Source organism: Pseudoalteromonas sp. S4741 (genome assembly GCF_005886135.1).
Taxonomy (GTDB): domain Bacteria; phylum Pseudomonadota; class Gammaproteobacteria; order Enterobacterales; family Alteromonadaceae; genus Pseudoalteromonas; species Pseudoalteromonas tetraodonis.
On the sequence record NZ_PNCN01000038.1, the window covers coordinates 1 to 25,423 of the forward strand.

The 25,423-nt window shown below is 40.1% G+C and carries 18 protein-coding genes; 13 read left to right on the plus strand and 5 right to left on the minus strand.

Features of this window, described 5'->3' with window-relative positions; translation table 11 throughout:
* Positions 1-498: 498 nt before the first annotated feature.
* Both CWC30_RS07270 and CWC30_RS07275 read right to left on the minus strand, forming a co-directional pair.
* Positions 499-1,353, minus strand: coding sequence for a PA4780 family RIO1-like protein kinase (locus CWC30_RS07270; protein WP_138626751.1), 855 nt, complete (start codon positions 1,351-1,353; stop codon positions 499-501).
* 269 nt (positions 1,354-1,622) lie between these two features.
* Positions 1,623-3,608, minus strand: a complete 1,986-nt coding sequence (locus tag CWC30_RS07275) for a ligand-gated channel protein (protein WP_138626752.1) — start codon at positions 3,606-3,608, stop codon at positions 1,623-1,625.
* A gap of 121 nt (positions 3,609-3,729) precedes the next feature.
* Between CWC30_RS07275 and CWC30_RS07280 the strand changes: the two genes are divergently transcribed.
* Positions 3,730-4,614, plus strand: coding sequence for a LysR family transcriptional regulator (locus CWC30_RS07280; protein WP_069439145.1), 885 nt, complete (start codon positions 3,730-3,732; stop codon positions 4,612-4,614).
* Positions 4,615-4,880: 266 nt separating this feature from the next.
* On the plus strand, positions 4,881-7,439 hold the full coding sequence (gene uvrA / locus CWC30_RS07285) for an excinuclease ABC subunit UvrA (protein WP_138626753.1): 2,559 nt from the start codon (positions 4,881-4,883) through the stop codon (positions 7,437-7,439).
* Between the two features lie 120 nt (positions 7,440-7,559).
* Here the strand turns inward: uvrA and CWC30_RS07290 are convergent, their stop codons facing one another.
* Positions 7,560-8,447, minus strand: a complete 888-nt coding sequence (locus CWC30_RS07290; RefSeq protein ID WP_024605654.1) for a haloalkane dehalogenase — start codon at positions 8,445-8,447, stop codon at positions 7,560-7,562.
* 180 nt (positions 8,448-8,627) lie between these two features.
* Here CWC30_RS07290 and CWC30_RS07295 point away from each other — a divergent pair, with 180 nt between their 5' ends.
* The 6 genes from CWC30_RS07295 to CWC30_RS07320 all read left to right on the plus strand — a co-directional run bounded on the left by CWC30_RS07295 (position 8,628) and on the right by CWC30_RS07320 (position 14,085).
* Positions 8,628-9,140, plus strand: a complete 513-nt coding sequence (locus CWC30_RS07295; protein ID WP_036983801.1) for a MarR family winged helix-turn-helix transcriptional regulator — start codon at positions 8,628-8,630, stop codon at positions 9,138-9,140.
* A gap of 274 nt (positions 9,141-9,414) precedes the next feature.
* Positions 9,415-10,482, plus strand: a complete 1,068-nt coding sequence (locus CWC30_RS07300; RefSeq protein WP_036983800.1) for a hypothetical protein — start codon at positions 9,415-9,417, stop codon at positions 10,480-10,482.
* A gap of 54 nt (positions 10,483-10,536) precedes the next feature.
* Positions 10,537-11,373, plus strand: a complete 837-nt coding sequence (locus CWC30_RS07305) for a TonB-dependent receptor (RefSeq protein WP_249929837.1) — start codon at positions 10,537-10,539, stop codon at positions 11,371-11,373.
* Positions 11,374-11,440: 67 nt separating this feature from the next.
* Positions 11,441-12,226 carry an ETEC_3214 domain-containing protein gene (locus CWC30_RS07310; protein ID WP_036983798.1) on the plus strand — a complete coding sequence of 262 codons (786 nt, stop codon included), beginning with the start codon at positions 11,441-11,443 and terminating at the stop codon, positions 12,224-12,226.
* 10 nt (positions 12,227-12,236) lie between these two features.
* Positions 12,237-13,535: a transglycosylase SLT domain-containing protein gene (locus CWC30_RS07315; RefSeq protein ID WP_138626754.1), complete on the plus strand. Its 1,299-nt coding sequence runs from the start codon at positions 12,237-12,239 to the stop codon at positions 13,533-13,535.
* Positions 13,525-14,085: an LPP20 family lipoprotein gene (locus tag CWC30_RS07320; RefSeq protein ID WP_013463046.1), complete on the plus strand. Its 561-nt coding sequence runs from the start codon at positions 13,525-13,527 to the stop codon at positions 14,083-14,085. Before CWC30_RS07315 ends, CWC30_RS07320 begins: the two co-directional genes overlap by 11 nt.
* A 62-nt stretch (positions 14,086-14,147) precedes the next feature.
* Here CWC30_RS07320 and CWC30_RS07325 read toward each other — a convergent pair whose 3' ends face one another.
* Together CWC30_RS07325 and CWC30_RS07330 are read right to left on the minus strand one after the other, a co-directional pair.
* A complete protein-coding gene (locus CWC30_RS07325) occupies positions 14,148-14,765 on the minus strand; it encodes a LysE family translocator (protein WP_036983794.1) in 618 nt (205 codons plus the stop codon).
* 68 nt (positions 14,766-14,833) lie between these two features.
* Complete coding sequence (locus CWC30_RS07330) at positions 14,834-17,296, minus strand: S9 family peptidase (protein WP_138626755.1); 2,463 nt, start codon at positions 17,294-17,296, stop codon at positions 14,834-14,836.
* A gap of 164 nt (positions 17,297-17,460) precedes the next feature.
* Here CWC30_RS07330 and CWC30_RS07335 point away from each other — a divergent pair, with 164 nt between their 5' ends.
* The 5 genes from CWC30_RS07335 to CWC30_RS07355 all read left to right on the plus strand — a co-directional run bounded on the left by CWC30_RS07335 (position 17,461) and on the right by CWC30_RS07355 (position 25,008).
* Positions 17,461-18,438, plus strand: coding sequence for a LacI family DNA-binding transcriptional regulator (locus CWC30_RS07335; protein WP_138626756.1), 978 nt, complete (start codon positions 17,461-17,463; stop codon positions 18,436-18,438).
* Positions 18,438-19,661 carry a glycosyltransferase gene (locus tag CWC30_RS07340; RefSeq protein ID WP_138626757.1) on the plus strand — a complete coding sequence of 408 codons (1,224 nt, stop codon included), beginning with the start codon at positions 18,438-18,440 and terminating at the stop codon, positions 19,659-19,661. Before CWC30_RS07335 ends, CWC30_RS07340 begins: the two co-directional genes overlap by 1 nt.
* Positions 19,662-19,784: 123 nt before the next feature.
* A complete protein-coding gene (locus CWC30_RS07345) occupies positions 19,785-21,011 on the plus strand; it encodes a threonine/serine exporter family protein (protein ID WP_028834183.1) in 1,227 nt (408 codons plus the stop codon).
* Positions 21,012-21,139: 128 nt separating this feature from the next.
* A complete protein-coding gene (locus CWC30_RS07350) occupies positions 21,140-23,188 on the plus strand; it encodes a S9 family peptidase (RefSeq protein WP_138626758.1) in 2,049 nt (682 codons plus the stop codon).
* A 152-nt stretch (positions 23,189-23,340) separates the two neighbouring features.
* On the plus strand, positions 23,341-25,008 hold the full coding sequence (locus CWC30_RS07355) for a pseudouridine synthase (RefSeq protein WP_138626767.1): 1,668 nt from the start codon (positions 23,341-23,343) through the stop codon (positions 25,006-25,008).
* The last annotated feature ends 415 nt before the right edge of the window (positions 25,009-25,423 follow it).

Consider the following 25,423-nt stretch of genomic DNA (forward strand, 5'->3'; position numbering starts at 1 on the left):
TCGTTTCAAGTACCTTGTTCATGCTCGTTCCTTTTTGTTCTAATCACTCTTGGTCGAATGATCGGATCATGGAACGAGCATTTAGTTCCTTTAAATTAGTAATTTCTTATCCGAAGCTCAGGTTCGTTAGGCTTAAATACTAAGTGTAGTGTTTTATTTAATAAAGCAATCACAGGCTGAATTCGAAATAACCATAAATAATAAAAAGATTGTCACAACGTCTTTTTTTTATAAATGTGATTTTAATGAGGAAGAATTTATCAGCTATTACATTGATAATGAATATGTGTTTGCAGACTCAATGGCATTTAATTAATGGATAGTATCAAGCTGCCTTTAGTTAAATACACACCTGTCGGTTCCCGTTGATAGTACTAACAGAACTAAATTAGATTTTGCAGTGACGAGCTAAACTCATCCCTTATGGCTCATACCTACATGCTAAGTTTTGATCTAATAATTATGACTATAAACAAAACTTAGCACGTAAATTAAAGGTTATTGCTCATCGGCGTCACGAATGCGTTCTTTACGTTCTTGCTCTTCATCAAAGGCGGCTTGAATTTCGCCAAGTACTGAATCTACATCTGCAGCTTCGCCATCGTCTTCAAATTCGCCACTGAGTTTTGAGTGCGGGGTTAAGTTAGCATCTGCAAACAGTGCCCACATTTCTTTGGCATATTGCGTATGTAATAACGCCGGTGCAAATTGGCCATAATAGCGGCGCATGTTATTTACATCGCGGGTAAACATGGCTTCGGCGCTATTATTAGCAGAAGCGTTAACCGCTTGGGGTAAATCAATAATTACTGGGCCGTTGCTATCAACAAGTACATTAAACTCCGATAAATCACCGTGAATAATCCCAGCGCACAGCATGAGTTTAATGTAGTGCATCATTAATGTATGTTGCTCAATGGCTTGTTGCTCGGTTAAATCAACTGCACCAAGCTGAGGTGCAACATCGCCTTCATCATCACTTACAAGTTCCATTAGCAATACACCGTCAATGCAGCCGTAAGTTTGCGGTACCCGAACACCCGCTGAGGATAAACGCGATAACGCGTCAACCTCGGCATTTTGCCAAATTTCTTCTTCTAATTGGCGGCCATAGCTTGAACGTTTACCCATAGCACGGGCTTGTCGGCCACTGCGTACTTTGCGGCCCTCTTGATACTGGGCGGCTTTTTTAAAACTGCGCTTACTGGCATCTTTGTATACTTTAGCGCAGCGAATTTCATCGCCACAGGCCACCACAAATACATCGGCCTCTTTACCGCTCATTAACCGGCTGATCACTTCATCAATAAAACCATCATCAACTAATGGCTGTAAGCGTTTAGGTATTTTCAAACGACACCTACTAAAAATACAGGGTTGGCTTTTTGTTTTGCTATGTGGTTCAAACGAGGCATACCTTTGGGGATTGAAGAAAGTTATAAATTATTAGTAAACTTTAAAGTTACATTTAATGACTAAATTACGCAGCTAGAATAAGCGACTACAGCTAAAAAGCCAACCGCCTTTTTTGCTTTTTAAACATTATTGAACAAGAGCCGAGATAAAACCAAAAAACGAGTACGGTTTAGCGTACTCGTTTACTTTATATTATTAAAAAGTGTTTAGAACTGCCACACTAAAGACGCCCAATAGCGACGGCCATCTTCAACATAGCCATACTCTTGCTCTGTGATCTCTTTATCAAGCAAGTTGTAAATTCCAGCACCAAGTTTAACGCTGTCACTTAGCTGATAATTAGCACCTAAATTGGCAATGGTATAATCAGGAGCAATTAAACTGCTTTGTGAAGGCCCTGTGGTAGGCTGGCTTTCTTCTCCACGATATTGCACACGTAACCATCCGCCTAACTTATCTGTTGGACGCCAATTTAAAGACGTTTGTAAACTATGTTTTGGTAGCTGATTAAGTGGGCTCCCCTTATATTGACCGGTTTTTTGCTCTGAGTCGGTGTAGGTATAACTGGCACTCACATCAATTTCAGTTGAAATATCATAATCTACGGATAGCTCAATACCTTGGGTTATGGCTTCGTCCACATTAATGTACGTAGTTGGCATGGAGTCGAACTGATTTGGGCCATCTGTACACTGCGTTAATGGGCATGCTATACGGGTTATTTTGTCATCAAATTCATTATAAAAAACGGTTGTCGATATGCTTAAATCGCGTCCAGAATCATAGTAAACACCCATTTCATAGTTAACTGATTGCTCAGGTTTTAAATCGGGATTACCATAAATATTCCCGCCACGACTCACTTGTCCCCACTGGGCGGTAGATTGGCGAATATTGGGGGCCCGGAAACCGGTTGATATGCCGCCTTTAATGGTGATCAACTTAGATGCGCTATAAACACCATACAAACGTGGGCTCCAATGACCCGCAAAGTTGCCATCATGATCGTAACGTAGACCTGCGGTAAGCTTAAAGTCATCCGTAGCTGCCCACTCGTTTTCACCAAAAACTGACCATTGCTCGTTTTCTACATGGGTTAAGTCGCTAATTTTATTGCTTGTATAATCATCCAATGACTCTTTTAAATAGGTCGCACCAAACGTAGAGTTATGATTGCTATAAAGCGGTAAACTCCAAGTCGTTTGAATGTCGGTATTTTCGACAAACATTTCACGTGAGTTATTATCAAACTTATCGTACTTAATATAACTTCGTGACGAGCCAAAGTCATAAAAACCATTGTGTGACATAGAGTATGTTTGTTGCTCATACTCAGTAGTTGCTGATTCAGGACAGCCACGTCGACCACAGTTTTCACCTGGCGCAAGCGGGGCAACTGTTTTACCAAGTGTTTCGTCTAATGTTTGTTTTGCCGAGCCAAGTTCAAACATTAATTCGTGACTATCATTAGGTGTTAATGTGAACTTGGCTTTAACATTACTTTGTTCTTTTCCTCGAAATCCTGCAGTAAAATCATCTTCATTTCGCTTTGAAAACTGCCCATACAATTGCACGCCCAATAGATCTGGAATAATGCCACCAGAAGTGAAAAAGCTGGCTTGGTTTATATCACCTGACTGGCTTTGCTCTTGAATGGTGCTGTCTAAACGCAGTTCACCGTACCACTGCTCTGGCGCTTTACGAGTAATAATATTGATCACACCACCAATAGCATCAGAGCCATACAACGACGACATAGGGCCACGTATTACTTCAATACGTTCAATCGCTGAGATTGGCGGTGTCCAAGCACCTTCTACGCCTGGGCCATCACTATTAGGTCGTGTTTCTCTTGAGCTTTGGCGTTGTCCATCAATAAGAATAAGCGTGTATTGGCTAGCCATACCACGCAAGCTAATATCTTTTCTGTCGCCTCCGCCGGTCACTATTACACCCGGAATATCAGCCATTGCGTCGGTTAAGTCACGATAAAAGCGTTTTTCTAGCTGCGCTCTGTCGATAACACTAATGCTTGCGGGCGCCTCTTTGAGCATTTGTTCGTAGCCAGAAGCAGTGACAACCATTACTTCCATATCTTGTTTTTTTTCATCAGCAAAAGCAGGGTTAGCAATTGCAAAAGTACTTAAAATAAATGCAGTTACCGGCCTTAACTTACAACTTACCGTGTTCATGATATTTCTCCGTGACATTTAGCGTGCAAATGATAATAATTAGCATTTGCGATAATAGTGAGAAGTTCCCTTTCTCACAACGTTATTTTTATTAAAGCTAATTTAAGTAAGGCTTAACGGTATGAGTGATAAGTTAACTAAAACCCTGAATATATTTGTTCGCACAGTACAAACGGGAAGTATGAGTAAAGCTGCCGCTGACCTTTTAATGACAACCTCTGCAATTAGCCAGCAAATAAAACAAATAGAGCAAGATGTAGGTTTGAGTTTATTTAATCGAAGCCCTCGAGAATTAACGCTTACCGAGGCGGGTGAACTGTATTATCAAAGTTGTTTACAAATGCTTGCCGTTGCAACAGCTACATCAGAACAATTACAGCATTTACAAAATTGCCCGAGTGGGCAATTAAAACTAGCAGCCCCTGTCGGTTTTGGAGGTGGGTTACTAAGCGAGCCTGTAAAGCATTTAATTAGCCAATTTAATGATATAGATGTGCACTTAACGCTTTCTGACGAACCCATTGATATGATCAGAACAGGTATAGATTTAGTGCTGGCGATTGGCCCTCTCGAAGACTCAAACTTAATTGCACGCCAGCTCGCTAGTTGGCCATTAATACTGTGTGTTCATAAAAATCATGCACTAGCACAGCAACCAAAAATCACACTGGATGACCTAAAAGCGCATAACCGCATTGCGCATATAGCTGTTGATCCGGCGCTTACGCATCTTACTCGCGGCGTAAATACAACACTACAAAAAGCGCGTATTACCATTAATAATATGCAAACTGTGATTCAATTTGTTCTCGATGAGTTAGGCTATGCTATTTTGCCTGAGCCTGAAGTACGTAATTTCTTAGCTACAGGAGAACTTTTAGAAATATGCACTGATTGGCAACTTCCCCATTACGATGTATTTGCTCTAACGCCTGCACGCGATACGTTAGCAGCAAAAACAAAAGCCGCAATTAAAGCACTTAACGCATCATTTTCAGCTATTTAAATAACCTAAGTTCAGGTTAAATAACCTATGGCTTGTTTATAGCTAGTTAATTGCAAATAAAATTCCTACCTGCATCATTTAACTCCCCGCAATACGCTTCAGTTACTTAATGTTATTGCCTTTGGTTAAAGTTTATACTTGTAGTTTTTCTGTTATGTAAACGCAAAACAAGCATATAGCTAAGCGCTCATTCAGTAAGACTGCATTAGTATTAATACTTTGCGGCACGTTAATAAACACACGGTTATTAAACAGGAGTAAATTACATGGCAAGCACATCTAATAAGTCACACGAGGTTAGTAATGCACAATCGGCTTTATTAAACCCAGAGCACAGCATTCAAGTACGAGGCGCGCGTGTTCATAACTTAAAAAATGTGGATGTAAACTTGCCCCGTAATTCACTTGTTGTTTTTACCGGTATATCGGGCTCGGGTAAATCTTCGCTCGCCTTTGGAACATTATTTGCCGAATCGCAGCATCGTTATCTTGATTCGGTATCCCCTTATGCACGCAGATTAATCGATCAGGTAGACGAGCCGGATGTAGATTCAATTGAAGGACTGCCACCCGCGGTAGCCCTGCAGCAACAGCGCGGTGCACCCTCGGTACGTTCATCGGTGGGTAGTGTAACCACTATTTCTAACGCGCTGCGAATGCTTTACTCTCGTGCAGGCGAATACCCCAATGGGCAAGGCATACTGTACGCCGATGCGTTTTCGCCCAATACGCCACAAGGCGCCTGTCCAGAATGCCACGGTATTGGCCGTGTATTTAACGTAACCGAAGAGCTGTTAGTGCCCGACCCTACTAAATCAATTAAAGAGCGCGCTATTGCAGCATGGCCGCCGGCCTGGCAAGGTAAAAACCTAAGCCGTATTCTTACCTCGCTAGGCTACGACATTAATAAACCGTGGAATACCCTGCCTAAAAAAGCCCGTGATTGGATTTTGTTTACCGACGACACACCCACAGTGCCCGTTTTTCCTGAGTACACGCTTGAGCAAACCCAAGCCGCTATTAAAAATGAAGAAAGCCCCAGTTACATGGGTACATTTATAAGTGCTAAACGCTTTGTTTTACAATCGTTTGCCAGTACGCAAAGCACACGCACAAAAAAGCGCGTATCGCAGTATATGCAAATATCACAATGCCCGCAGTGCGAAGGTAAAAAGCTTAAAAAAGAGTCGTTGTCGGTTAAAATAGCGGGCCTTGATATAGGTGAGATTTCGCAATTAACACTCAATGAGCTAGCAGATAAACTAAGGTTTGCCGCTAGTACCCCCGCTAAAAGTAATGCTGCAAACCCCGAAAAAGCCATAGTTGCAAAGCGTATAGCAGACGACATTCTTAAACGCGTAGAAGCACTTACCAAACTTGGTTTAGGATATTTATCGCTTGAGCGCACCACGCCATCGTTATCGCCGGGGGAGTTACAACGCTTAAGGCTTGCAACGCAAATTCGCTCAAAATTATTTGGTGTTGTGTATGTGTTAGATGAACCCTCTGCAGGCTTACACCCTGCCGATACCCAGGCCTTATTAGCCGCACTAGATGAGCTAATAGCTGCTGGTAACTCCGTGTTTGTGGTTGAGCACGACGTAAGTGTTATTCGTCACGCCGATTGGGTGGTTGATGTAGGGCCAAATGCGGGCTCCCGTGGCGGTAATATAGTTTATAGCGGCCCTGTTGAAGGCTTAAAGCAAATTAGCAGCTCACACACGAGCCAGTACTTATTTAAAAATAACGAATCCCAGCAAGCTCAAATACAAAACAAACAACGCCAAGCAAAAGCATGGCTTACGCTTAAAAATGTTGAGCGTAACAACTTACAAAAGCTTAATGTAGAATTTCCGCTTGGAGTTATTACAAGTGTTACAGGGGTATCTGGCTCAGGTAAATCAAGCTTAGTAAGCCAAGCGCTTGTTGAATTGATTTACGATGCACTAGGGCAAAAATCGCAGCCACAAATACCCATAGATGAAGCCGAGCTACTCGAGCAAGAACTCGATATAACAACCGGCGGACAAATAACTGGGGGCATTGAGCACATAAAGCGACTAATAACGGTTGATCAAAAAGCCATTGGCCGCACACCTCGCTCAAACCTCGCAACTTACACGGGCTTATTTGATCACGTACGTAAACTGTTTGCCAATACCAAAGAGGCAAAAGCACGTAAGTACGATGCCGGTCGTTTTTCGTTTAATGTTAAAAAGGGTCGATGCGAAAATTGCGAAGGTGTAGGCTTTGTAAGCGTGGAGCTGTTATTTTTACCTAGCGTGTATTCGCCTTGCCCTGTGTGTAACGCCAAGCGCTACAACCAAAAAACACTCGAGATTACCTATAAAGATAAAACTATTGCTGATGTACTTAATTTAACGGTGGAGTCTGCGCATACCTTTTTTGCCGATGAACCCGCTATTTTACGTGCGCTAAATGCGCTGCTACAAGTAGGCCTTGGCTATTTACGTTTAGGCCAACCTGCTACTGAGCTTTCGGGCGGTGAAGCCCAGCGCATTAAACTTGCCACTGAACTACAACGTACTCAGCGCGGCGATACGCTTTATATTTTAGATGAACCAACTACCGGCCTACACCCTAAAGATGTAGCCATGCTAATGGCCCAGCTAAATGGCTTAGTTGATGCGGGCAACACCGTCATTATGGTTGAACACGATATGCAAGTTGCCAGTAACAGTGATTGGGTTATTGATATTGGCCCCGGAGCCGGCGATGAAGGCGGGGTAATAGTTGCTCAAGGTTCCCCCGAAAAAGTGGCAAGCGTAAAGGCGAGTAAAACCGCACCATTTTTACTTAAATAGTTAATAGATGACGCTTTTAGTTGTATAAAAGCGTCATCTATATATGGTAGTTAACGCTGAAAATAACGGCTTGAGATAGATTAATTATCCAAAGTTCAGGTTTACTAATACATCCCTTTTTTATCTTGGTAACCAATCTGAAATAGCTTTACCTATTTCGTGCGGTGAATCCTCTTGGATGTAGTGAATACCGCTTACGGTTACCTCAGTTAGGTTTGGCCATGTGCGCACAAAATCTCTTGCGTAACCAACTAAAAAAGCACCCGGTTCAGCATTAATAAATAGCTTAGGAATATCGTGAGAGTTAGCTAAATAGCTCGCATAGCTTTTAACTAAAGCCACGGTATCGGCAGGCTCTCCAGCAATGGGCAGTTGGCGAGGCCCTGCTAAAATTGCACGGCGATCTTCTCCTGCATTTATAAAGGGTCTGCGATACTCATCATGCTCTGCCTGCGTTAATTTGCGTGCAATGGTCGCTGGTAATATTGTTTCAATAAAAAAGTTGTCATCAAGCACCATTTTTTCACCCTCAGCTGAGCGCATAGTGCCAATGGGTCCGTGCAAATCTTTAGGAAAATCGTCCCATGTTGGAAAGTCAGTAACAATTGCTTCCATAAACGCAATTGCTTTTACAGCATCACGATGTGTATTAGCCCAGTTAAAACCAACGCCTGAACCCCAATCGTGCAGCACCAAGGTAACGTTATTATTTACACCCAACGCTTCTAAAAGTGCAAATGTGTATTTGCTGTTTTCAGCAAGTGAGTAGCTGCCCTCATGGGTGTTATCTAACTTTTGCGAATCTCCTAATCCAATCATATCGATAGCAATTAAACGCCCTTTTCCTTGCAAATAGGGCATAACGTTTCGCCAAAGGAAGCTAGATGTAGGGTTACCATGTAAAAAAACAATAGGATCACCTTCGCCTTCATCTATATAAGCCATTTTTTTATCTAATACAGTTTTAAACTTTTTTGCATAACGTAATGTTTCTGAATCATTTTTCATTTAATTATATCGCTTTATTTAACTGATGAGCTGGCGGTAAATCCTCGCTCATCTAATTTGTGTAATATTCGAAGTAGATTAACTAATTTCGAGTTAATATACATGACTGAGTCATACAATAAACGAACGGGTTTAATTTGTCACTATATTTATATGATCGAATCACATATAATTAAATTTATGAAAAATGAAAAATATATATCAAATTTAATCGGCACGTTTGCTACTTCTGTTTCTAATGACATTGAAAAACAGATTGCCGAATTAGGCGGGCGAAGCCTAAGCCACGAAGCGGCACTGGTCACTATTTACAATCATCCGAATGAAACCATTGATGTACTAAGCAAGGTTTTAGGCTTAACGCATTCTGGTGCAGTTAGATTAATAAATACACTTGAAAAAGAAGAATTTGTAGAAAGGCGAAAGTCAGTAAAAGATGCCCGCTCTGTTGTTTTATGCGTAACGGATAAAGGAAGCCAAAGAGTTGAACTAGTACTAGCCAGCAGAGAAACAGCCACCTCTAAAATACTAAACAACTTTAATGATGAACAAAAACAACGCTTTTTAAGTTTGATAGAAGTAGCACTTGGCAGCCTAACAAACGAGCAGGTAGAAGCACGTAAAATATGCAAATTATGTAACGAAGGTGTATGTAGAAAGCGTGGTTGCCCAGTAGAAAATGCTATTAAGTAAAGTACACCTCACTTAAAAATTTATCCAATAAGTTAAAGAATGATAACAGCCACTTTAGTCGTTTTTCTTACATGAAATTAGGTAAAGATGGATTCGATTATAGTTATAAAATTCATGCATCTTTTTAAATTGTAAAGGTATTCCCCCCTTGTACCTTTTTTAAAATAAGAAAAAAGAACCGTTTTAATGAGAGTTTTTAGCTATAAGGTTGACTCATCTAGTTACAAGTGTTAAAAAGTGAAAATGAACACTAACTTAATAAAGGAATAATTGTATGATAAAGGGAATAAAAATCGCTTTAGTATCAAGTGTAATGCTCTCTGGCTGTGTAGTTACTGAAACTATTAATGTAGGTATTGCTAGTTTAAATAACTCTTTCACAACTGCTGAATTACCTATTACATACACAAAAGCGGCTAAAGAAAGTGGCACTGAGAAAATGAAGCGTCTTGCAGTTATTTCAAACAACAGAAACGCAGCTACAGGTATAATTGAAACAAACCTTTCAAATATTCGTGTGAATGGCCAACCTTACTTTACCTTTGTTGATAAAGCTTCTCTTAGTAAAATTATAGAACAACAACGGTTTAATGAAAGTGATATCAGTAACTCAAAAAACAGAACCCGCCTAGGTAAACTTACAGGCGCAGATACACTTATCACTGCTGACTACACTGCTGATGTAGATACCTCTACTTACTACGAAAAAGACAGTGAATGTATACAAAAAGGTGATAAATGGTACAAGTGTGAGAAGTCTAGAGAAATAACCATTAAGTGTTCAGAAAAAATTGCGAAAGTAAATTTTAAACCTAAGGCTGTATCTGTAGAAACAGGGCAAATTGTGTTTACTAAACAATATTCACGCCTATCAAGTAGTAAAGTATGTAAAGGTGACGACCCTCATCCATCTGACTCTGTATTACGAGGCAGAGCACTTGCCGCTGTAATAGAAGAATTAAAACAAGATGTTGCACCACACCAAGTGACTAAAAATGTAAAGTTGATGGAATCTGATGATTCAGATTTAACTGATAAAGCAGAAGAGTTATTAGACCTCGCTGTTGAATTTGCAGAAAAAGACATGCCTGACCACGCCTGCAAAACCTTTGCAAAAGCTCAAAGTCAGTATTCAGAATCACTGGCTATAAACTACAACAATGGTGTGTGCGCAGAAAGAGCGAATGATTTAGAATTAGCAAAAGCATATTATGAAAAAGCGAGCAACTTAACATTAGACGTTGACGAACTTAAGTTTGTTATTGAAGGCCAAACACGGCTTGTCGAGCGTGAATCGGATAACGCAAAGCTAACTCTAGCAACAACTTCAAACCGTTTGTAATTTAAGTTAAGGCCTACCAATTTTGTGTTAGGCCTTATTGCTGTTGGTAAAACTATGACTACTAGAACATCCTCACTACTATTAGCGGCAATAGCGCTAAGTCCTTTCCTTACTAATGCAGCATCACATTGTAGTTGCAGCTCATACTATGCAAAGAATGCCCAGCCTAAGTGGGTAGGAATAGATATTGTTGATGATGAAAAATTAGCTAGCTCAGGCTCTTCACAATGCTCTGGTTTAAAAACAATTGATGAACGTCGGTCAGCTAAAAATGCGCGTGAAGAGCTCGCAAAATTACTAAGTACTGATATTTCAGTGAAAGAAATAATTAAAAGCACCTCATCAAGCACAGTAAGCCATTCTGATTACAAATCGGTGATTGAGTCTCAAACCAATCAGCTATTAAAAAGCGCAAAAGTATATGATCGTTATGTAGACCCTATTAACTGTACTGTATATGCAGCTATTTCAATTAGTAAAGCCGATCTTGAAGAAGGCCAACAAGAAAAAATAAAACAACAACAAGCAATGCTAGGCGCAAAAAATAGTTGCTTAAAAGTAACGGGCGAAAATAGCTCTCAACTTACAGAGTTACTCACTGAGCAACTTTTACAGCATGGATATAAATTAACAAACTCGGCTTGCGAAGTGACCTATTTAGTTAAAAACTCGATAATAAAAGCACAAAGTAAACTTGTAATTACACAGTTAAAACTTCAAATAGATACACAAAGCAAAAAGTCTATTTGGCAACAACGTTTTGAAGGAAAAGGTTTGAGCTACTCTAAACGCTCAAAAACCGAGTTAATTCATTTAGCCAATCAAGACAGCACAACTAATTTAATAAATAGCATTGTAAAGTTAAAAAATACTGCTATCGATTCTTATTAGCGATTATATTAAGCCATGTTTTAAACAGTTATATTTAACACTGATAAACTATATTTTAAGGATGAAAATGTCTGTAGGAAATAACTTAGAGCCTGAGGCTAACACTGAAGAAAATAAATCTTTGTTAGCTAAATTGAAAGGTTACTTTATTTTACTTATGGTTGCTTTAATGGGTCTTGGAAATTGGGCCGATAGTAAAGCACTCATAATTGAAGGGTACAACGGATTCATTACTCACTTTACGAACCAAATCGAAGAAAAAAAGATTACTGCGCTAGATATTGGCAACTACTTACCTTACGCTGAAAAAAAAATAGGTATTCCGCAAGTAATTAAAACATCATCTTTGAATACTGATTACGAATATAGGTATTACAAAAATACGAAATATTTACTCACACTTATTAATAAAAATACTCGTATAGTCGGCATCGCCGTACATAGCTTAAAATACGATAAAGCTATGGTACCGGAATTTACACCCTTAATACCTTTTAATAAAAAAATGCTCAGAGTTAATAGTCTAAGCGATGTTATAAAATCAAGTAACGAATTTTATTTTGATTCTCATAATATTAAATATTATATGCTGTCAAAACAGTTAAATGCTCAAGGTATGTTTTTGAACCTTAGCGTTGGCTTTAGTAACTACGCACCATTACTTGATGAAACGCAAAAAGCTTTATTTAAACTTGATGAGTTAATGCTTACTCAAGATGACGAAAAAGCCTTAGCTAAAACAACCGAGATACTTGCTAACACTGCGGCTACATTTTATGCAGTATCTGAGCTATCTAGTGAATACATCTCTGATTCATTACTGACCAAGTATGAATTTAACGCTTATTTTTAAGGGATAAAAAATGCGTCACACTTTATTATTTTTTGCTTTATTTACTGCTTACAGCGGGGCTACCACGCCGACGTTCGAAGAATTTAAAAAACAGCAACTTGCAAAACAAACCACTTTTAAAAACGATCATCAGTTAGAATATCAAGCATTCAGACAAGCATATCTCGAGGAATACGATAAATTTAGAGATAGATTATTGCAAAACTGGTCAAGACCTGTACAAAGCTCATTATTAGAACGTGTTGAATATAGTGCGGATAAAAAAACACGTATTATTATTGATGAACAAAATTCGACCGTGACTGTACAAACACTTGAAGACTCAAATGAAACAGGACTAAAAGCGACTTCTCAAGAAGAAGTATTAACAACAAATCAATTGTTAAATAATGTTAAATTATCGCCGGTTTTAACTGATATTTTTAAAGACCTTAGCTTACTCGATAAAGCAGTAAAAACAGCAAAAGTTGATATAAAAGCACAGCCAGACAAACATGAAAGCGAAGTCGCATTAATTAATGAAATTACTTCTCAACACGAGCAATCATTGAGTAGTTTAGATAAAAACGAGCAATTACCTAAAGCACAAATTGATATCCAAAAAGAGCAGCTTACCAAAGAAAAAGAACAACGTATTAGTAATTTAAATAATGCGCTAAAAAAAACAAAAGAGCAAAACCTTACCTACAAACGCATTAAGTCGTATACTTTCGCTCTACCCGATACTTATTTACAAAAAAAAGTAGCGCCTTTTGTTACTTATTATAGCCAGTTTTCTAAAGACCAATTATCTTTACTATTAGCTATTTCACATGCTGAGTCGTCATTTGATCCTAATGCAAAATCGCATATTCCAGCATTTGGATTAATGCAAATAGTGCCAAACTCAGCAGGCTTAGATGTTGCTCGCAAACAATTTAAAAAGGATATTGCTCCTACAGCTAAAGAACTATTCGACCCAAAAACTAATATAACTTACGGTGCTGGGTACTTAGACATTTTAACGACTCGATATTTGCGCAAAATTAATAATCCCATAAGCCGAAGATATTGTGCCATTGCAGCTTATAATACTGGCGCTGGTAACGTAGCTAAAGCATTTAACTTAAATAGAAGTACGAATGTAAATAAAGCGGTAGCCTTAATAAACCAATTAGATAGCGAGGGTGTATACGCACAACTTATAAATAATTTACCGTACGACGAAACAAAAAAGTACTTACAAAAGGTAAGTAAATTAGATATTCAATATCAAAAAAACTTAGAACAATGGAACCTTAACAATAAGGAAGTAAATCATGCGAAATAAACTTTTAATATTGGCAGTTGCTGGAGTTATTACAGCATGTGGTACAACACCACAAAAGTCTCAACCTCTTGCTGAAAACGATTCTGTTCCAAGCTGGGTTTTACAACCTACAGCACCCGAGGGCGGTTTGGCTTCATCTAGCTGTGTAGTATGGACGGGAAATATGGCTGCAAGTAGAGCACAAGCTATTGCCAATGCACGTGCCGATCTAGCAACTCAAATTAGTGCTAAAGCGCAAGTAATGGATACACTAATAAACAAACAAACCCAACAGCAAGACTCAACGACGACTAATTCATCATTTACGCAAATAAGTAAACAGGTAGCTGAGCAAAGCTTAGTAGGGGCTATTGCTAAAGAAATTGGTTTTGCTCGCTTAGATGGAAAGAAACAGTTATGTGCGCTTGTAACTATGGAAAATACTAAGCCTTTATTTGATAAATTAATCGAAACGTCAGGAAAGAATTTAAGCCCTAATGATGAAGATATGCTTTATCGTGAATTCAAATTAAAAACAACAACTGATGAGCTTAAAGCGCTAGATAAATAAGCGTTTCATAACAGCCCTAATATAAGTTGGGGTTGTTATATTAATTAAATAACTACAATAAATTACCCTAGTATTAACCAAACCCCCACTAGCACCATTAAACTCCCGGCAATTCGGTTCATCCATTTTATGTTATCGCCTCGGCTTAAAAATAAACGTAGGCTTTTACCGCCTGTTGCATAGGCGAGCATACATAAAAATTCGCTTACCATAATAACTAAAACAAGCACTAAAAGTTGTGGGGCTACTGCATGCTGTACACTAATAAAGGGAGGCAATAGTGAGATCATAAACGCCCAGCCTTTAGGGTTTGCAATGGCCGTTACAAAGCCTTGCGTAAAAAGCGACTGTCGGCTTATATCGCTTGGGCCATGTGTATTAATTGACATTTTACCTTTGGCGCGCCACATATTTATGCCTATATAAATTAAATACCCACCACCTACCCATTTTAAAATAGCAAAGGCCTCTGGGTAATTTAGCATTACACCTGCGACACCGAGTACCGCAGCAACGGCAACACTTGCGACCCCTAATAACTCACCTATCATCATCCAGAGTGTTCGGCGTACACCTATGCTCATGCCGAGTGTCATGGCAAGGGTCATACACATACCGGGGGTGATAGATACAAAAAAGAAGGTAGGAATAAAAACCGCAAGCGCTGCTACATCAATCATTAATTTACTCTCGTATTCAAACAAAAACGCGGCTAAGTAGCCGCGTTGTTGCTTACTTATGTTTATTGCTATTGACTTGTACTTGCCTCTAGTTCAGTAATTGCCTCTACAGGCTCTGCTTTATCATTTAACAAATACTTATCTAACCACTGCTCTTGTTCCCACAGTACGTGTAATAAACTTTTACGTGCGCGATAGCCGTGGGCTTCGTAAGGCAGCATTACTAAACGAGCATCTTTACCTAAGCCTTTAAGCGCTGCGTACATGCGCTCACTTTGCATTGGAAAAGTGCCTGAATTAGGATCTTCTTTGCCGTGGATCATCAGCATTGGCTCGTTAATTTTTTCAGCATGAAAGAACGGCGACATATTAGCGTACACATTTTGTGCTTGCCAAAAATCACGCTCTTCCCCCTGAAAACCAAACGGCGTTAAGGTACGGTTGTACGCGCCACTGCGAGCAATACCAGTTTTAAATAAATCACTATGTGCCAATAAATTTGCCACCATAAATGCACCGTATGAGTGCCCAGCTATGGCTATGTTGTTTTTATCGGCAATGCCTTTTTTAACTAATACATCAACCGCTGCTTGCGCGCTTGCTACAAGTTGTGTTCTAAAGTTATCGTTTGGTTCGCTGCCATCAATACCTACAATCGGCATTTTAGGATCGTCAAACACGGCAATACCTTTAGCAAGGTAAGGCATAGGGCCCCAATAGCCTATGTAAGTAAATTCGTATGGCGATTCGCGCACTTGTGATGCTACGGCTTTATCTTTGTACTCGAGCGGGTAGGCCCACATAAGTACCGGTAACGGGCCTTGAGTTGCATCGTAGTCTGGCGGTAAATAAAGTGTGCCCGAAAGCTCTACGCCGTCATCACGTTTATAACGTAATTGCTCTTTTGTCACCCCTTTAAATGCAGGGTATGGGTGAGCAAAATTAGTTAATTGAGTAAGCGTATCGTTATCTAAATCACGAATAAAAAAGTTAGGTTGCTCAGTTTTAGACTCACGAACCGTTATAAAGCGCTCGCCTTCATCGTCAAGCAAAGCACGAACACGTTCGTAGTATGGCGCTTGTGATTGCCATAAACGCTTGCTGCTATTCGTTTTTACATCGTACTGGTCTAAAAACGGAATATTACCTTGCTCTGATGCGCCGTTACCGCGCAAATACACATAACGCCCGCCAACAATTTTAATAACGTTAGCACCTAAATCGTTGCGCTCGTAAATAAAGTTACCTGGGTCTTTATACGCATCGTTATAACTGCGCTCTGAAAACAGCACGCGGTTTTTATCGGCATTACGTGGTTGAATAACGTACATGCGAACTTGACGGTCGCTAAAGCGCCAATCGCTCAGTATGGCAATATTTTGGTTAGCCCACTCAATACCTGCAAAACGGCGCTCTACTTTTGCAAACAGCTTAGGCTCGCGTTTAAACGGCGCACGTAGGCTGTAAATATAGTCATGGTGCTCAACGTCAGTTTTCATGTCGCCGCCATCTTGCGCCTCGGCCCAAATAACTTCTGCGCCTTGGTCGGCGCGCCATTCAAAGTTGCGTCGGCCGGTGCGAACACTGTCGTAGCCTTGTGGAATATTATCGGCAAGGGGTTGTTTTGCAAGCTCGGCTAATGCGTAACCGCGCATTCCCCATATTTGCCAAGTGCTGGCAAAACGGCTGTACGGTACTTGATACGAGAACGGCTCGTTTATCGCAGCAACTAAAATATTGGTTGAGTCTGGCGATACCGAAAACGATTTAAACAAAGCAGGGCTGCCAATGGCTTGTGTATTACCATCAAGCGTTACATAAGCTAATTGCCCTTGGCCGTAGAATTTAAATTGTGCTTCATCAAACGGACTGGTTAATAAGTTTTGATAAGTACGCGCTGGCGCTTTTTCGCCAGTGCTTTGCTGTATAACTGGCACAACATTTTGACTGCTGTTTTTAAGCGCGGGTTTACCTATGTTAACCGCTAAATTGGCAATCAGTGCACTTCCATCGGGTAGCCATTGGTAAGGCATAGCGGTAATAACAGAATTAAGCGCTGCGCTTGAGAGCATTTTTGCTTGTTTAGTTTCTACACTGTATAGCCATAAATTTGCTTGGCTTTGTTGCTCTACAACAAACGCTAAATATTTACTGTTAGATGACCATTTAGGCGAGCGAATAATACCACTTGGTAAATTATTAATATTAATAACGGTGCCGCTTTGCACATGTTTAAGTTCAATTGCGCTGTATTTAGCACTCACACGCGAACGTGAAAAATTAGCAGGGTTAAGCTTTATGCCGGCAAGCTTGAGCTCATCTTTGGCAAGCTCATCGAGCGTTTCCACGCGTTTACGCTCAAATAAAGCAAGCCATTGGCCATCGCTCGATAAAAAACTTGTAGGTGCTAATTTTGCATCGACCACAGCAGCAAGCTCAGGCGATGGTGTTTGATAACCTTGCTCAGCATAGCTGTTTGGCATTATTACAACACAACAAATAAAGGCAATTAAGAGCCTAAATGCGTTCATGTTTTTATCCTTATGTTATTTTTAAGATTATAAAAGGTATATAATCACGTTTTGACCTGTTCATAAAGTATTAAGCTTTAAATTGCAGAGTTAAAAGATGACTTAAATAGATCAAATACGCTAAACTGCGCAGCTATTTATTTACTACTTCGCGCATAAATACCATGCCTAACAAAGCTAAATCGGTCACTATTTTTGATGTTGCCCACCTTGCGGGAGTGTCTAAATCGACCGTATCGCTGGTACTAACGCAAAGTAATAAGGTTGCTGACAAAAGCAAACAAAAAGTGCTACAAGCTATTGACGAGCTGGGTTATGTGTATAATCGTGATGCAGCGGCTATGCGCTCTGGGCGTTCAAACATAGTGGCTGTTGTAATTGATGATTCAACAAACCCGTTAATGGCATTACTTGCTAAAAATATAGAGCAAGTATTAAGCGAGGCTTTTTTTCAGGCCATTATTGTTAGTAGTAACAACAGCGTAGAGCGCCAAACGCAGCTAATAAATAATTTAAAAGAATACAAAGTAGCTGCATTTATAATGTGCCCTGTGGCTAATACCTGTGCGCAGTGGATCGACAACCTTGCAGCCACCCACCCCGTTATTAGCCTAATGCACGAAGTACCTTACAGCTCAGCTCCATGTGTTTTACCCGACTACACTAAAGCAAGCCATATAGTTACATTACAGCTAATAAATGAGTCGCCTAAAAACATACTGTTTATGGGTGATGAAAGCTTATCGACAGAGGATTTATTAAGCGGCTTTAATAGTGCGTGTAAAAAACACAATATAATCCCCGAGCCAGCTATTACGTGCACAAAAAACACCTCATTACATGCAAAGCAAGTATTTAATAACACATTACTTAATAAGCCGAGTATTGATGCGGTTGTATGCGCTAACAACATAATTGCCCATGGCGTTTTAGCCGCCGCCCCGCACTTAAAAAACAATATAGTAAGCTGCTTGCATATTCCTGATATTACCGAAATGCAACCGCGCTTTACTTGCGCCAATATAAACACCCAAGAACTAGCTAAGCGCAGTATTTTAGTGCTGCAAGAGCAACTACAAAACAACACTACGCCAGTAAAAACACTGGTAAATGTAAACCTACAAATTAGAGAAACACCGTAATGAAAAAAGTGCTGGTAATTGGCTACGTATGGCCAGAGCCCAATTCGTCTGCTGCGGGTACGCACATGATGTCGTTATTAACCGCGTTTAAAGCGCAAGATTGGCAAGTAGAATTTGCTACCCCAGCACAGCGCACCGAACACATGGTAAATTTAGATGAGTACGGCATAAGCAGTCAAAGCATTGCCCTTAACTGCGATAGTTTTGATGATTACGTTAAAGCCTACAACCCAGACATAGTAATGTTCGACCGTTTTATGATGGAAGAACAATTTGGCTGGCGCGTAGATAAGCATTGCCCAAATGCAATGAAAATTTTAGACACCGAAGATTTACAATGCCTGCGTAACGCCCGCCATGAAGCCCATAAAGGTGAGCGTGAATTCAACCATAGCGATTTACATTCAGACATAGCTAAACGTGAAATAGCCGCTATTTTACGCTGTGACTTAAGCTTAATTATCTCAAGCTATGAGATGGAACTACTCAATGAAGTGTTTAAAGTTGAGCCTAGTGTGTTACATCATTTACCATTTATGGTTGATTTAAGCGCCTTACCTGAGCAAACTAAATCGTATGAACAACGCCAACACTTTATGACCATTGGCAACTTCAGGCATGCCCCAAACTGGGATGCGGTACTGTATTTACAAAAAATTTGGCCGCTTATCCGCAAACAACTACCGCAGGCAGAGCTGCACATTTATGGCTCTTACCCGCCACCTAAAGCCACCGCACTCAACAACCCTAAAACCGGTTTTTTAATTAAAGGCTGGGCAGATGATGCTTATGAAGTAATGCAAAGCGCGCGCATTTGTTTAGCCCCGCTTCGTTTTGGTGCTGGCATAAAAGGCAAACTTTTAGAGGCCATGATCATGCAAACCCCAAGCGTCACCACGCCAATAGGTAGCGAAGGTATGCATAACCATTTACCATGGCCTGGTGCTATCACTCAAAATGCAGAAGAATTTGCAAACGCTGCTGTCTCAATTTATACCAATCAAGCTGAGTTTATAGCTGCACAAAAAGCTGGTAATGAGTTACTTCATACACTTTATGATAAAGCGCAGTTGAACGACAATTTAATCGAAAAAATTCAATTAGTAAGCCAAAATTTATCGGCCCATAGAATGAAAAATTTCACCGGTCAAATGCTAAAACATCACACCATGCGCAGCACACAATACATGTCGCAATGGATAGCAGAAAAAAATAAAAAATAACGGTGAAAAATGACTAGACAGACGGCGATTTGTGTTTAAAATCGCCGCAAATAAACTTGGGCAATTTTAGCATTATTGCCTATATTTTTAGCTTAGTTATTTAATAGTTGGTTCAAAACAAATTTGAAAACCGCAACGTTTACAGAAAAACGCAAATTTATCGTTAAATTGGGCAAAATGCTTCATAAGTACGGTACACCGGCATATCGCCTAGAAGCTCATTTAATGGAAGTGGCGACTTACCTCGGTCTCAAATCATCGTTTGTCATGTCGCCAACATCGGTTACCTTTGTTATTTGGACTGATGGTCACGAAGATGAATACACCCATGTTGCCCGTGTAGACCCTGGCGATCATGACTTAGGCTCACTTGCAGATACCGATGATCTCGTTAATAAAATGCTTAATGATGAATTAACGTTGCAAGAAGTTGATCAGCAACTTGATATCATTTTTGATGCCCCAAACCCTTACAATAGAGTGATTACAGGTATTGCCTTTGCTACCTCTGGCGGCGCATTTGCAATGCTTATGGGTACCAGTTGGAATGACGTGCTGTGGTCTGGTTTATTAACCTTTGTTGTTTATTTATTTGTGCTGTGGTCGGCACGTTCCAAGCGCGTTGCCCACATGTTAGAACCCTTAGTGGCCATTGTTTCAGCGGTACTGGCGTGTGCCATTAGCGTTCATTTAGATGCGCATATTAATATTCGTTTAATTGTTCTGTCGGCCATTATTGTGTTTATTCCAGGCCTAGCACTGGCACTTGGTTTAGCTGAACTCGCAGCGCGGCATTTAGTATCTGGCACAGCACGCGTTATGGACTCGTTTATGTTGCTGTTTAAACTTTATTTTGGTGCATTTATTGGTATTGCTATTGGCTTTGCTATTTTTGGCCAAGCTGATTTTGTACAGCCAGAGCCACTGCCTAAATGGACAGCTTGGTTAGCTATATTTTTACTATGTAGCAGCTTAATTGTGATATTTAGAACTAAGTTTAAACATGCTGCTTGGTCTATTGCTTCAGGATTTATAGCCTACGGCACCAGTATAGGCTCCGCCATGTATTTAGATTACACGCTGGGTACCTTTGTTGGCGCATTTTCTGTCGGTGTATTTAGTAACTTATTTAATCGCGTTGCAAATGCCCCAGCTTCTATTGTTGCTATGCAAGGCTTAATTGTACTGGTCCCCGGCAGTAAAACTTATATTGGCTTAAACTCGCTTATTGAAGGCCAAGACTTTGTTTATGCTGAACATATTGGGCAGCAAACGTTTTTAATATTTATGTCGCTTGTAGCGGGGCTCATATTTGCAAACGTGGCGCTTCCTCCTAAAAAGAGTCTATAAATGTATGCGCGGTATTGCACAAGAATCACTTCACTTAACGTCCTCTTTTGAGGATTAATCGCATTTTTTAGTATATTGGTTACACATTGTTATAATGAGATAAATCTTATAAAGCAAAGGAAATAACAATGCTAAAAACTAGCTTAGCGCTGGCAATTGGGCTTTCAAGCTCAGTTGCATTTGCGCAATCGGCCATCACTGTTGAAGACATTCCAAAAATTAAATCTGTGATCCAAACCAGTGTTAGCCCAGATGGCGACAACGTTGCGTTTACACGATCGTTACCGCGTACATTATATGTTGATGAGAACGGCAGTAATTACAGTGAACTTTATGTTGTGGATGATAAAGGCGTTGAACGTCCTTTCATTACCGGCTCGGTTAATATTAAAAGCATAGAATGGTCAAACGACAGTAAAACAATTTACTTTTTAGCGAAATTAAAAGACGATAAGTTTACCTCGCTTTACCAAATACCTGTTGATGGCGGCCAAGCACAACCTGTTCTTGCTTTAAAAGACACATCAATTTCAAGCTACAAATTAAGCCCAGACAACAAACAGGTGGCTATTTTAGCGATGCCTGCAGCAGACAAGTCAGAAAAAGAACTTAAAAAACTTGGCTTTAAAGCTGAAGTATATGAAATGGGCTTAAAGAACAAGCAGCTTTTTATTGTTGACTTAGCAAAATCGGATAAGCCACTTACCCCCACCGCACTCAACGTTGATAATTACGTGAGTGATGTTAACTGGGCTGCTAATGGCGAAAAACTACTGGTTAAAACTCAGCCTACCGCATTGATTGATGATAAATACACAAAATCTATGTGGCATTTGTTTGATATTGCTAGCAATAAAGTCACCTTATCGTTTAAAACTGAAGGCAAGCTAGGTGATGCAGAGCTGTCGCATGATGGTAAATACATTGCTATTTTAGGTGCAGAAGATAAGCATGACCCTGCAACAGGCCGCTTATTTATTGCTGACACTAAAACCGCTGAAATCACTGAATGGTTACCTGACTTTATGGGTCATGTTGTTGATTTTGAATGGTCGCATAAACGTAATACACTTAACTTTATTGCCAATGTAGGCACGCAAAGTTTTGTAGCGAGCATTAAAACGGGCTCTAATAAATACAAAAAATTAGTCAAAGAAGGTAAATTTATTGCCTCACAATTAAGTGTTTCAGATTCAGATAAAACACTCGCACTTCGTGGTAATACCGCAAAACACCCTAACGAAGTGTTTATTGTGCGCAGCAATAAAGCAACACGTTTAACCGATTCAAATAGCTGGTTAAATGATAAACGCTTTGCCAAGCAAGAAACCATTACGCTTAAAGCCCGCGACGGCGTTGAGCTTGATGGTGTGCTTGTTTACCCATTAAATTATGAAAAAGGCACACGCTACCCACTTATTATGTCGGTACACGGTGGCCCTGAAAGCCATGATAAAGACGGCTGGGTCACTAACTACTCACGCCCAGGTCAAATGGGTGCAGCACGTGGCTATGCGGTGTTTTATCCTAACTACCGAGGCTCTACAGGTAAAGGCGTAGATTACTCAAAATTAGGCCAAAACGATTATGCAGGTAAAGAATTTGACGATTTAGTTGACTTTAAAAATCACCTTGTTGATATGGGTTTAGTAGACACTAAACGTGTTGGTATTACTGGGGGATCTTACGGTGGTTATGCATCGGCGTGGGGCGCAACAAAACTAACCAAACACTTTGCTGCCAGTGTTATGTTTGTGGGTGTCACCAACCAACTGTCTAAATTTGGTACTACTGATATTTCTAACGAAATGAACCTAGTTCATGCGCGTTCATACCCATGGGATAAATGGCAGTGGTACTTAGAGCGCAGCCCTATTTACTGGGCAGGCCAATCTGAAACACCTCTGCTTATTATGCATGGTAAAGACGACCCTCGCGTTCACCCTGCACAATCTATGGAGCTTTACCGCTACATGAAAGTGCAAGGTAAAGATGTACGTCTTGTTTATTACCCAGGTGAAGGTCATGGTAACCGTAAAGTGGCAGCGCAATACGACTACAGCTTGCGTTTAATGCGCTGGATGGACAACTATTTAATGGAAGGCAAAAAAGAGATGCCTGCGTTTGAAATTGACCATGCTGCTAAGTTAAAAGAAGTTAAAGACGCAAATAAATAAGCACTTATAAACGCTGTTTAATTTTAAAAGGCCAACATAAAAATGTTGGCCTTTTTTATAGGTCTAAATTGGCGCGCACGCATCCTTAGTGACATAGCACAGCTTATGTTAAACTCTCGGCAATTATTTTGTTAACTGCTAATTTTACTGCCATGTCAAACCCTGCTAGCTGCTTTACCGTTTTTGTTCAAAACGTCGATTCCCTTGCTCTGCCTGAACAGTTTACATTTCCATTTTATTATAAACCGCACCCTTTGGCCGTTGCCGCGGCACAGCAATTACAACAGCAATTAAAAAAGCTAGATAAGACTATTTTAGATACGGATGATATTGATGCGGGTAAAATGTTTGGTGTGCTAGTCGTTCAAAATCAGGCGCAACAACTGGGATTTATTAGCGCCTATTCAGGGCAAATAGCGGGCATAGATGAGCAACTGAATTTTGCACCTAATGTGGCACTTAAACACATAGACGATGCTGTATTTAGTCAGCAAAGCCAAATCATTAACGCCATTAATGCGCAAATTACGGCATTAGAAAACAGTGAAGATTATCAAGCCATTGAGCAGCAATTAGCCACAACACGTAAAAATTATGAACAGCAACTTGTAGCCAAACAACAAGCCATGCAAGTGACCCGCAAACAGCGAAAAGAGCAACGCCAAACTGGCCAAGAGCAACTCAATGCCGATGACTTTGAACAACTTAAAACAACCTTAGCTGGGCAAAGTATTGTTGAGAAAAAACAACTGCAGGCATTAAAGCAAGACTGGCAAACGCAAATTAAAGCGCTTGAGCAAACCCAAGCAGCTATGCTGGGTGAAATTAACGGATTAAAAAAGCGCCGCAAAACACTCTCAAAAAACCTACAAAAGAAATTATTTGCTCAATACCAATTTTTAAATGCACACGGTGAAGTGACCGATCTGAATGCCATTTTTGCCAAACTTCCTGAGCACACTCCACCTTCGGGAGCGGGGGATTGCGCCGCCCCTAAATTATTACAATATGCATACAAGCACCATTTAAAACCAGTGGCTATGGCCGAATTTTGGTGGGGTGCACCGCCTAAATCAGCAATTAGGCATCACTTACATTATTACCCATCGTGTTATAGCAAATGCCAACCCATTTTAGGTCATATGCTAAAAGGCTTAAATGTTGAAGAAAACCCATTACTAACAAATCCAGCAAAAGGGAAAGACTTAACTATTGTTTATCAAGACGATGATTTACTGGTAATAAACAAACCCGCTGAATTTTTATCGGTGCCAGGGATTAATATTGATGACTCAGTGTACATGCGTATTAAAACTCAGTTCCCCGCAGCTTCTGGCCCACTTATTGTGCATCGATTAGATATGTCGACCTCAGGGCTGTTAATTATTGCGCTTAATAAGCGCGCGCATAAAGCGCTGCAAAAACAGTTTATTGAACGCACAATTGAAAAGCGTTACGTTGCTTTAGTGGCGGGCAATATCACTGAGAATAGCGGAGTGATTGATTTACCCCTTGTGCTCGACTTTGATGATAAACCACGCCAAATGGTGTGTTATAAAACCGGTAAACCGTCGTTAACAACATGGCATGTACTGGAGCGCAAAAACAACACCACCCGACTGCAGCTATACCCTAAAACAGGGCGAACACATCAGTTACGGGTGCATTGCGCTCATCAATTAGGTTTAAATACCCCGATAGTTGGCGATACTCATTATGGTGAAGAGGCAGAGCGCTTACATTTACATGCCGAGTATTTAGCCTTCACCCACCCTATTTCTCATCAACGTTTAGAATTTGAAGTAGCCGCTGATTTTTAAATCAGCGATACTAAAACTCCCCTCTGTTTTAAAAAGCCTTGCCATTTTTTATATTGCAAAGTCGGTAACCTTTACCGTTGCAATATAGAAAAATTTACCTGCACTATGCAAAGCTTCTAATTACAAATAATAAATAGTCATATATTTCAATACATTAAAAGCTGGCATTAGCTTTGCTTTTATAAAGACAAGTATTTATTACAGTCCACTTTATTTGATTAAAAGCGCCAATAAGTGCTTTTAATGACACACAGTAAATGGGTAACTAACCGTTTACTGCGTACAACAGAACTTCCTACACTCCCTGTGTACTTTATTGGTTATAGGCTAACGCTTATAACCATTTTTTTTGCCTTTATTATTTGATTACTTATTTGTACCTCTAAAAGCGCAGCGTCTCTTTACCCTCTTTGTG

Excerpts from the sequence above, each read along its gene's own strand:
- CWC30_RS07355 (WP_138626767.1), top strand. The coding sequence starts at position 23,341 with ATGTCAAACCCTGCTAGCTGCTTTACCGTTTTTGTTCAAAACGTCGAT.
- uvrA (WP_138626753.1), top strand. The coding sequence starts at position 4,881 with ATGGCAAGCACATCTAATAAGTCACACGAGGTTAGTAATGCACAATCG.
- CWC30_RS07300 (WP_036983800.1), top strand. The coding sequence starts at position 9,415 with ATGATAAAGGGAATAAAAATCGCTTTAGTATCAAGTGTAATGCTCTCT.
- CWC30_RS07275 (WP_138626752.1), bottom strand. The coding sequence starts at position 3,608 with ATGAACACGGTAAGTTGTAAGTTAAGGCCGGTAACTGCATTTATTTTA.
- CWC30_RS07340 (WP_138626757.1), top strand. The coding sequence starts at position 18,438 with ATGAAAAAAGTGCTGGTAATTGGCTACGTATGGCCAGAGCCCAATTCG.
- CWC30_RS07320 (WP_013463046.1), top strand. The coding sequence starts at position 13,525 with ATGCGAAATAAACTTTTAATATTGGCAGTTGCTGGAGTTATTACAGCA.
- CWC30_RS07335 (WP_138626756.1), top strand. The coding sequence starts at position 17,461 with ATGCCTAACAAAGCTAAATCGGTCACTATTTTTGATGTTGCCCACCTT.
- CWC30_RS07305 (WP_249929837.1), top strand. The coding sequence starts at position 10,537 with ATGACTACTAGAACATCCTCACTACTATTAGCGGCAATAGCGCTAAGT.
- CWC30_RS07315 (WP_138626754.1), top strand. The coding sequence starts at position 12,237 with ATGCGTCACACTTTATTATTTTTTGCTTTATTTACTGCTTACAGCGGG.
- CWC30_RS07290 (WP_024605654.1), bottom strand. The coding sequence starts at position 8,447 with ATGAAAAATGATTCAGAAACATTACGTTATGCAAAAAAGTTTAAAACT.
- CWC30_RS07280 (WP_069439145.1), top strand. The coding sequence starts at position 3,730 with ATGAGTGATAAGTTAACTAAAACCCTGAATATATTTGTTCGCACAGTA.
- CWC30_RS07330 (WP_138626755.1), bottom strand. The coding sequence starts at position 17,296 with ATGAACGCATTTAGGCTCTTAATTGCCTTTATTTGTTGTGTTGTAATA.
- CWC30_RS07350 (WP_138626758.1), top strand. The coding sequence starts at position 21,140 with ATGCTAAAAACTAGCTTAGCGCTGGCAATTGGGCTTTCAAGCTCAGTT.
- CWC30_RS07295 (WP_036983801.1), top strand. The coding sequence starts at position 8,628 with ATGAAAAATGAAAAATATATATCAAATTTAATCGGCACGTTTGCTACT.
- CWC30_RS07310 (WP_036983798.1), top strand. The coding sequence starts at position 11,441 with ATGTCTGTAGGAAATAACTTAGAGCCTGAGGCTAACACTGAAGAAAAT.
- CWC30_RS07325 (WP_036983794.1), bottom strand. The coding sequence starts at position 14,765 with ATGATTGATGTAGCAGCGCTTGCGGTTTTTATTCCTACCTTCTTTTTT.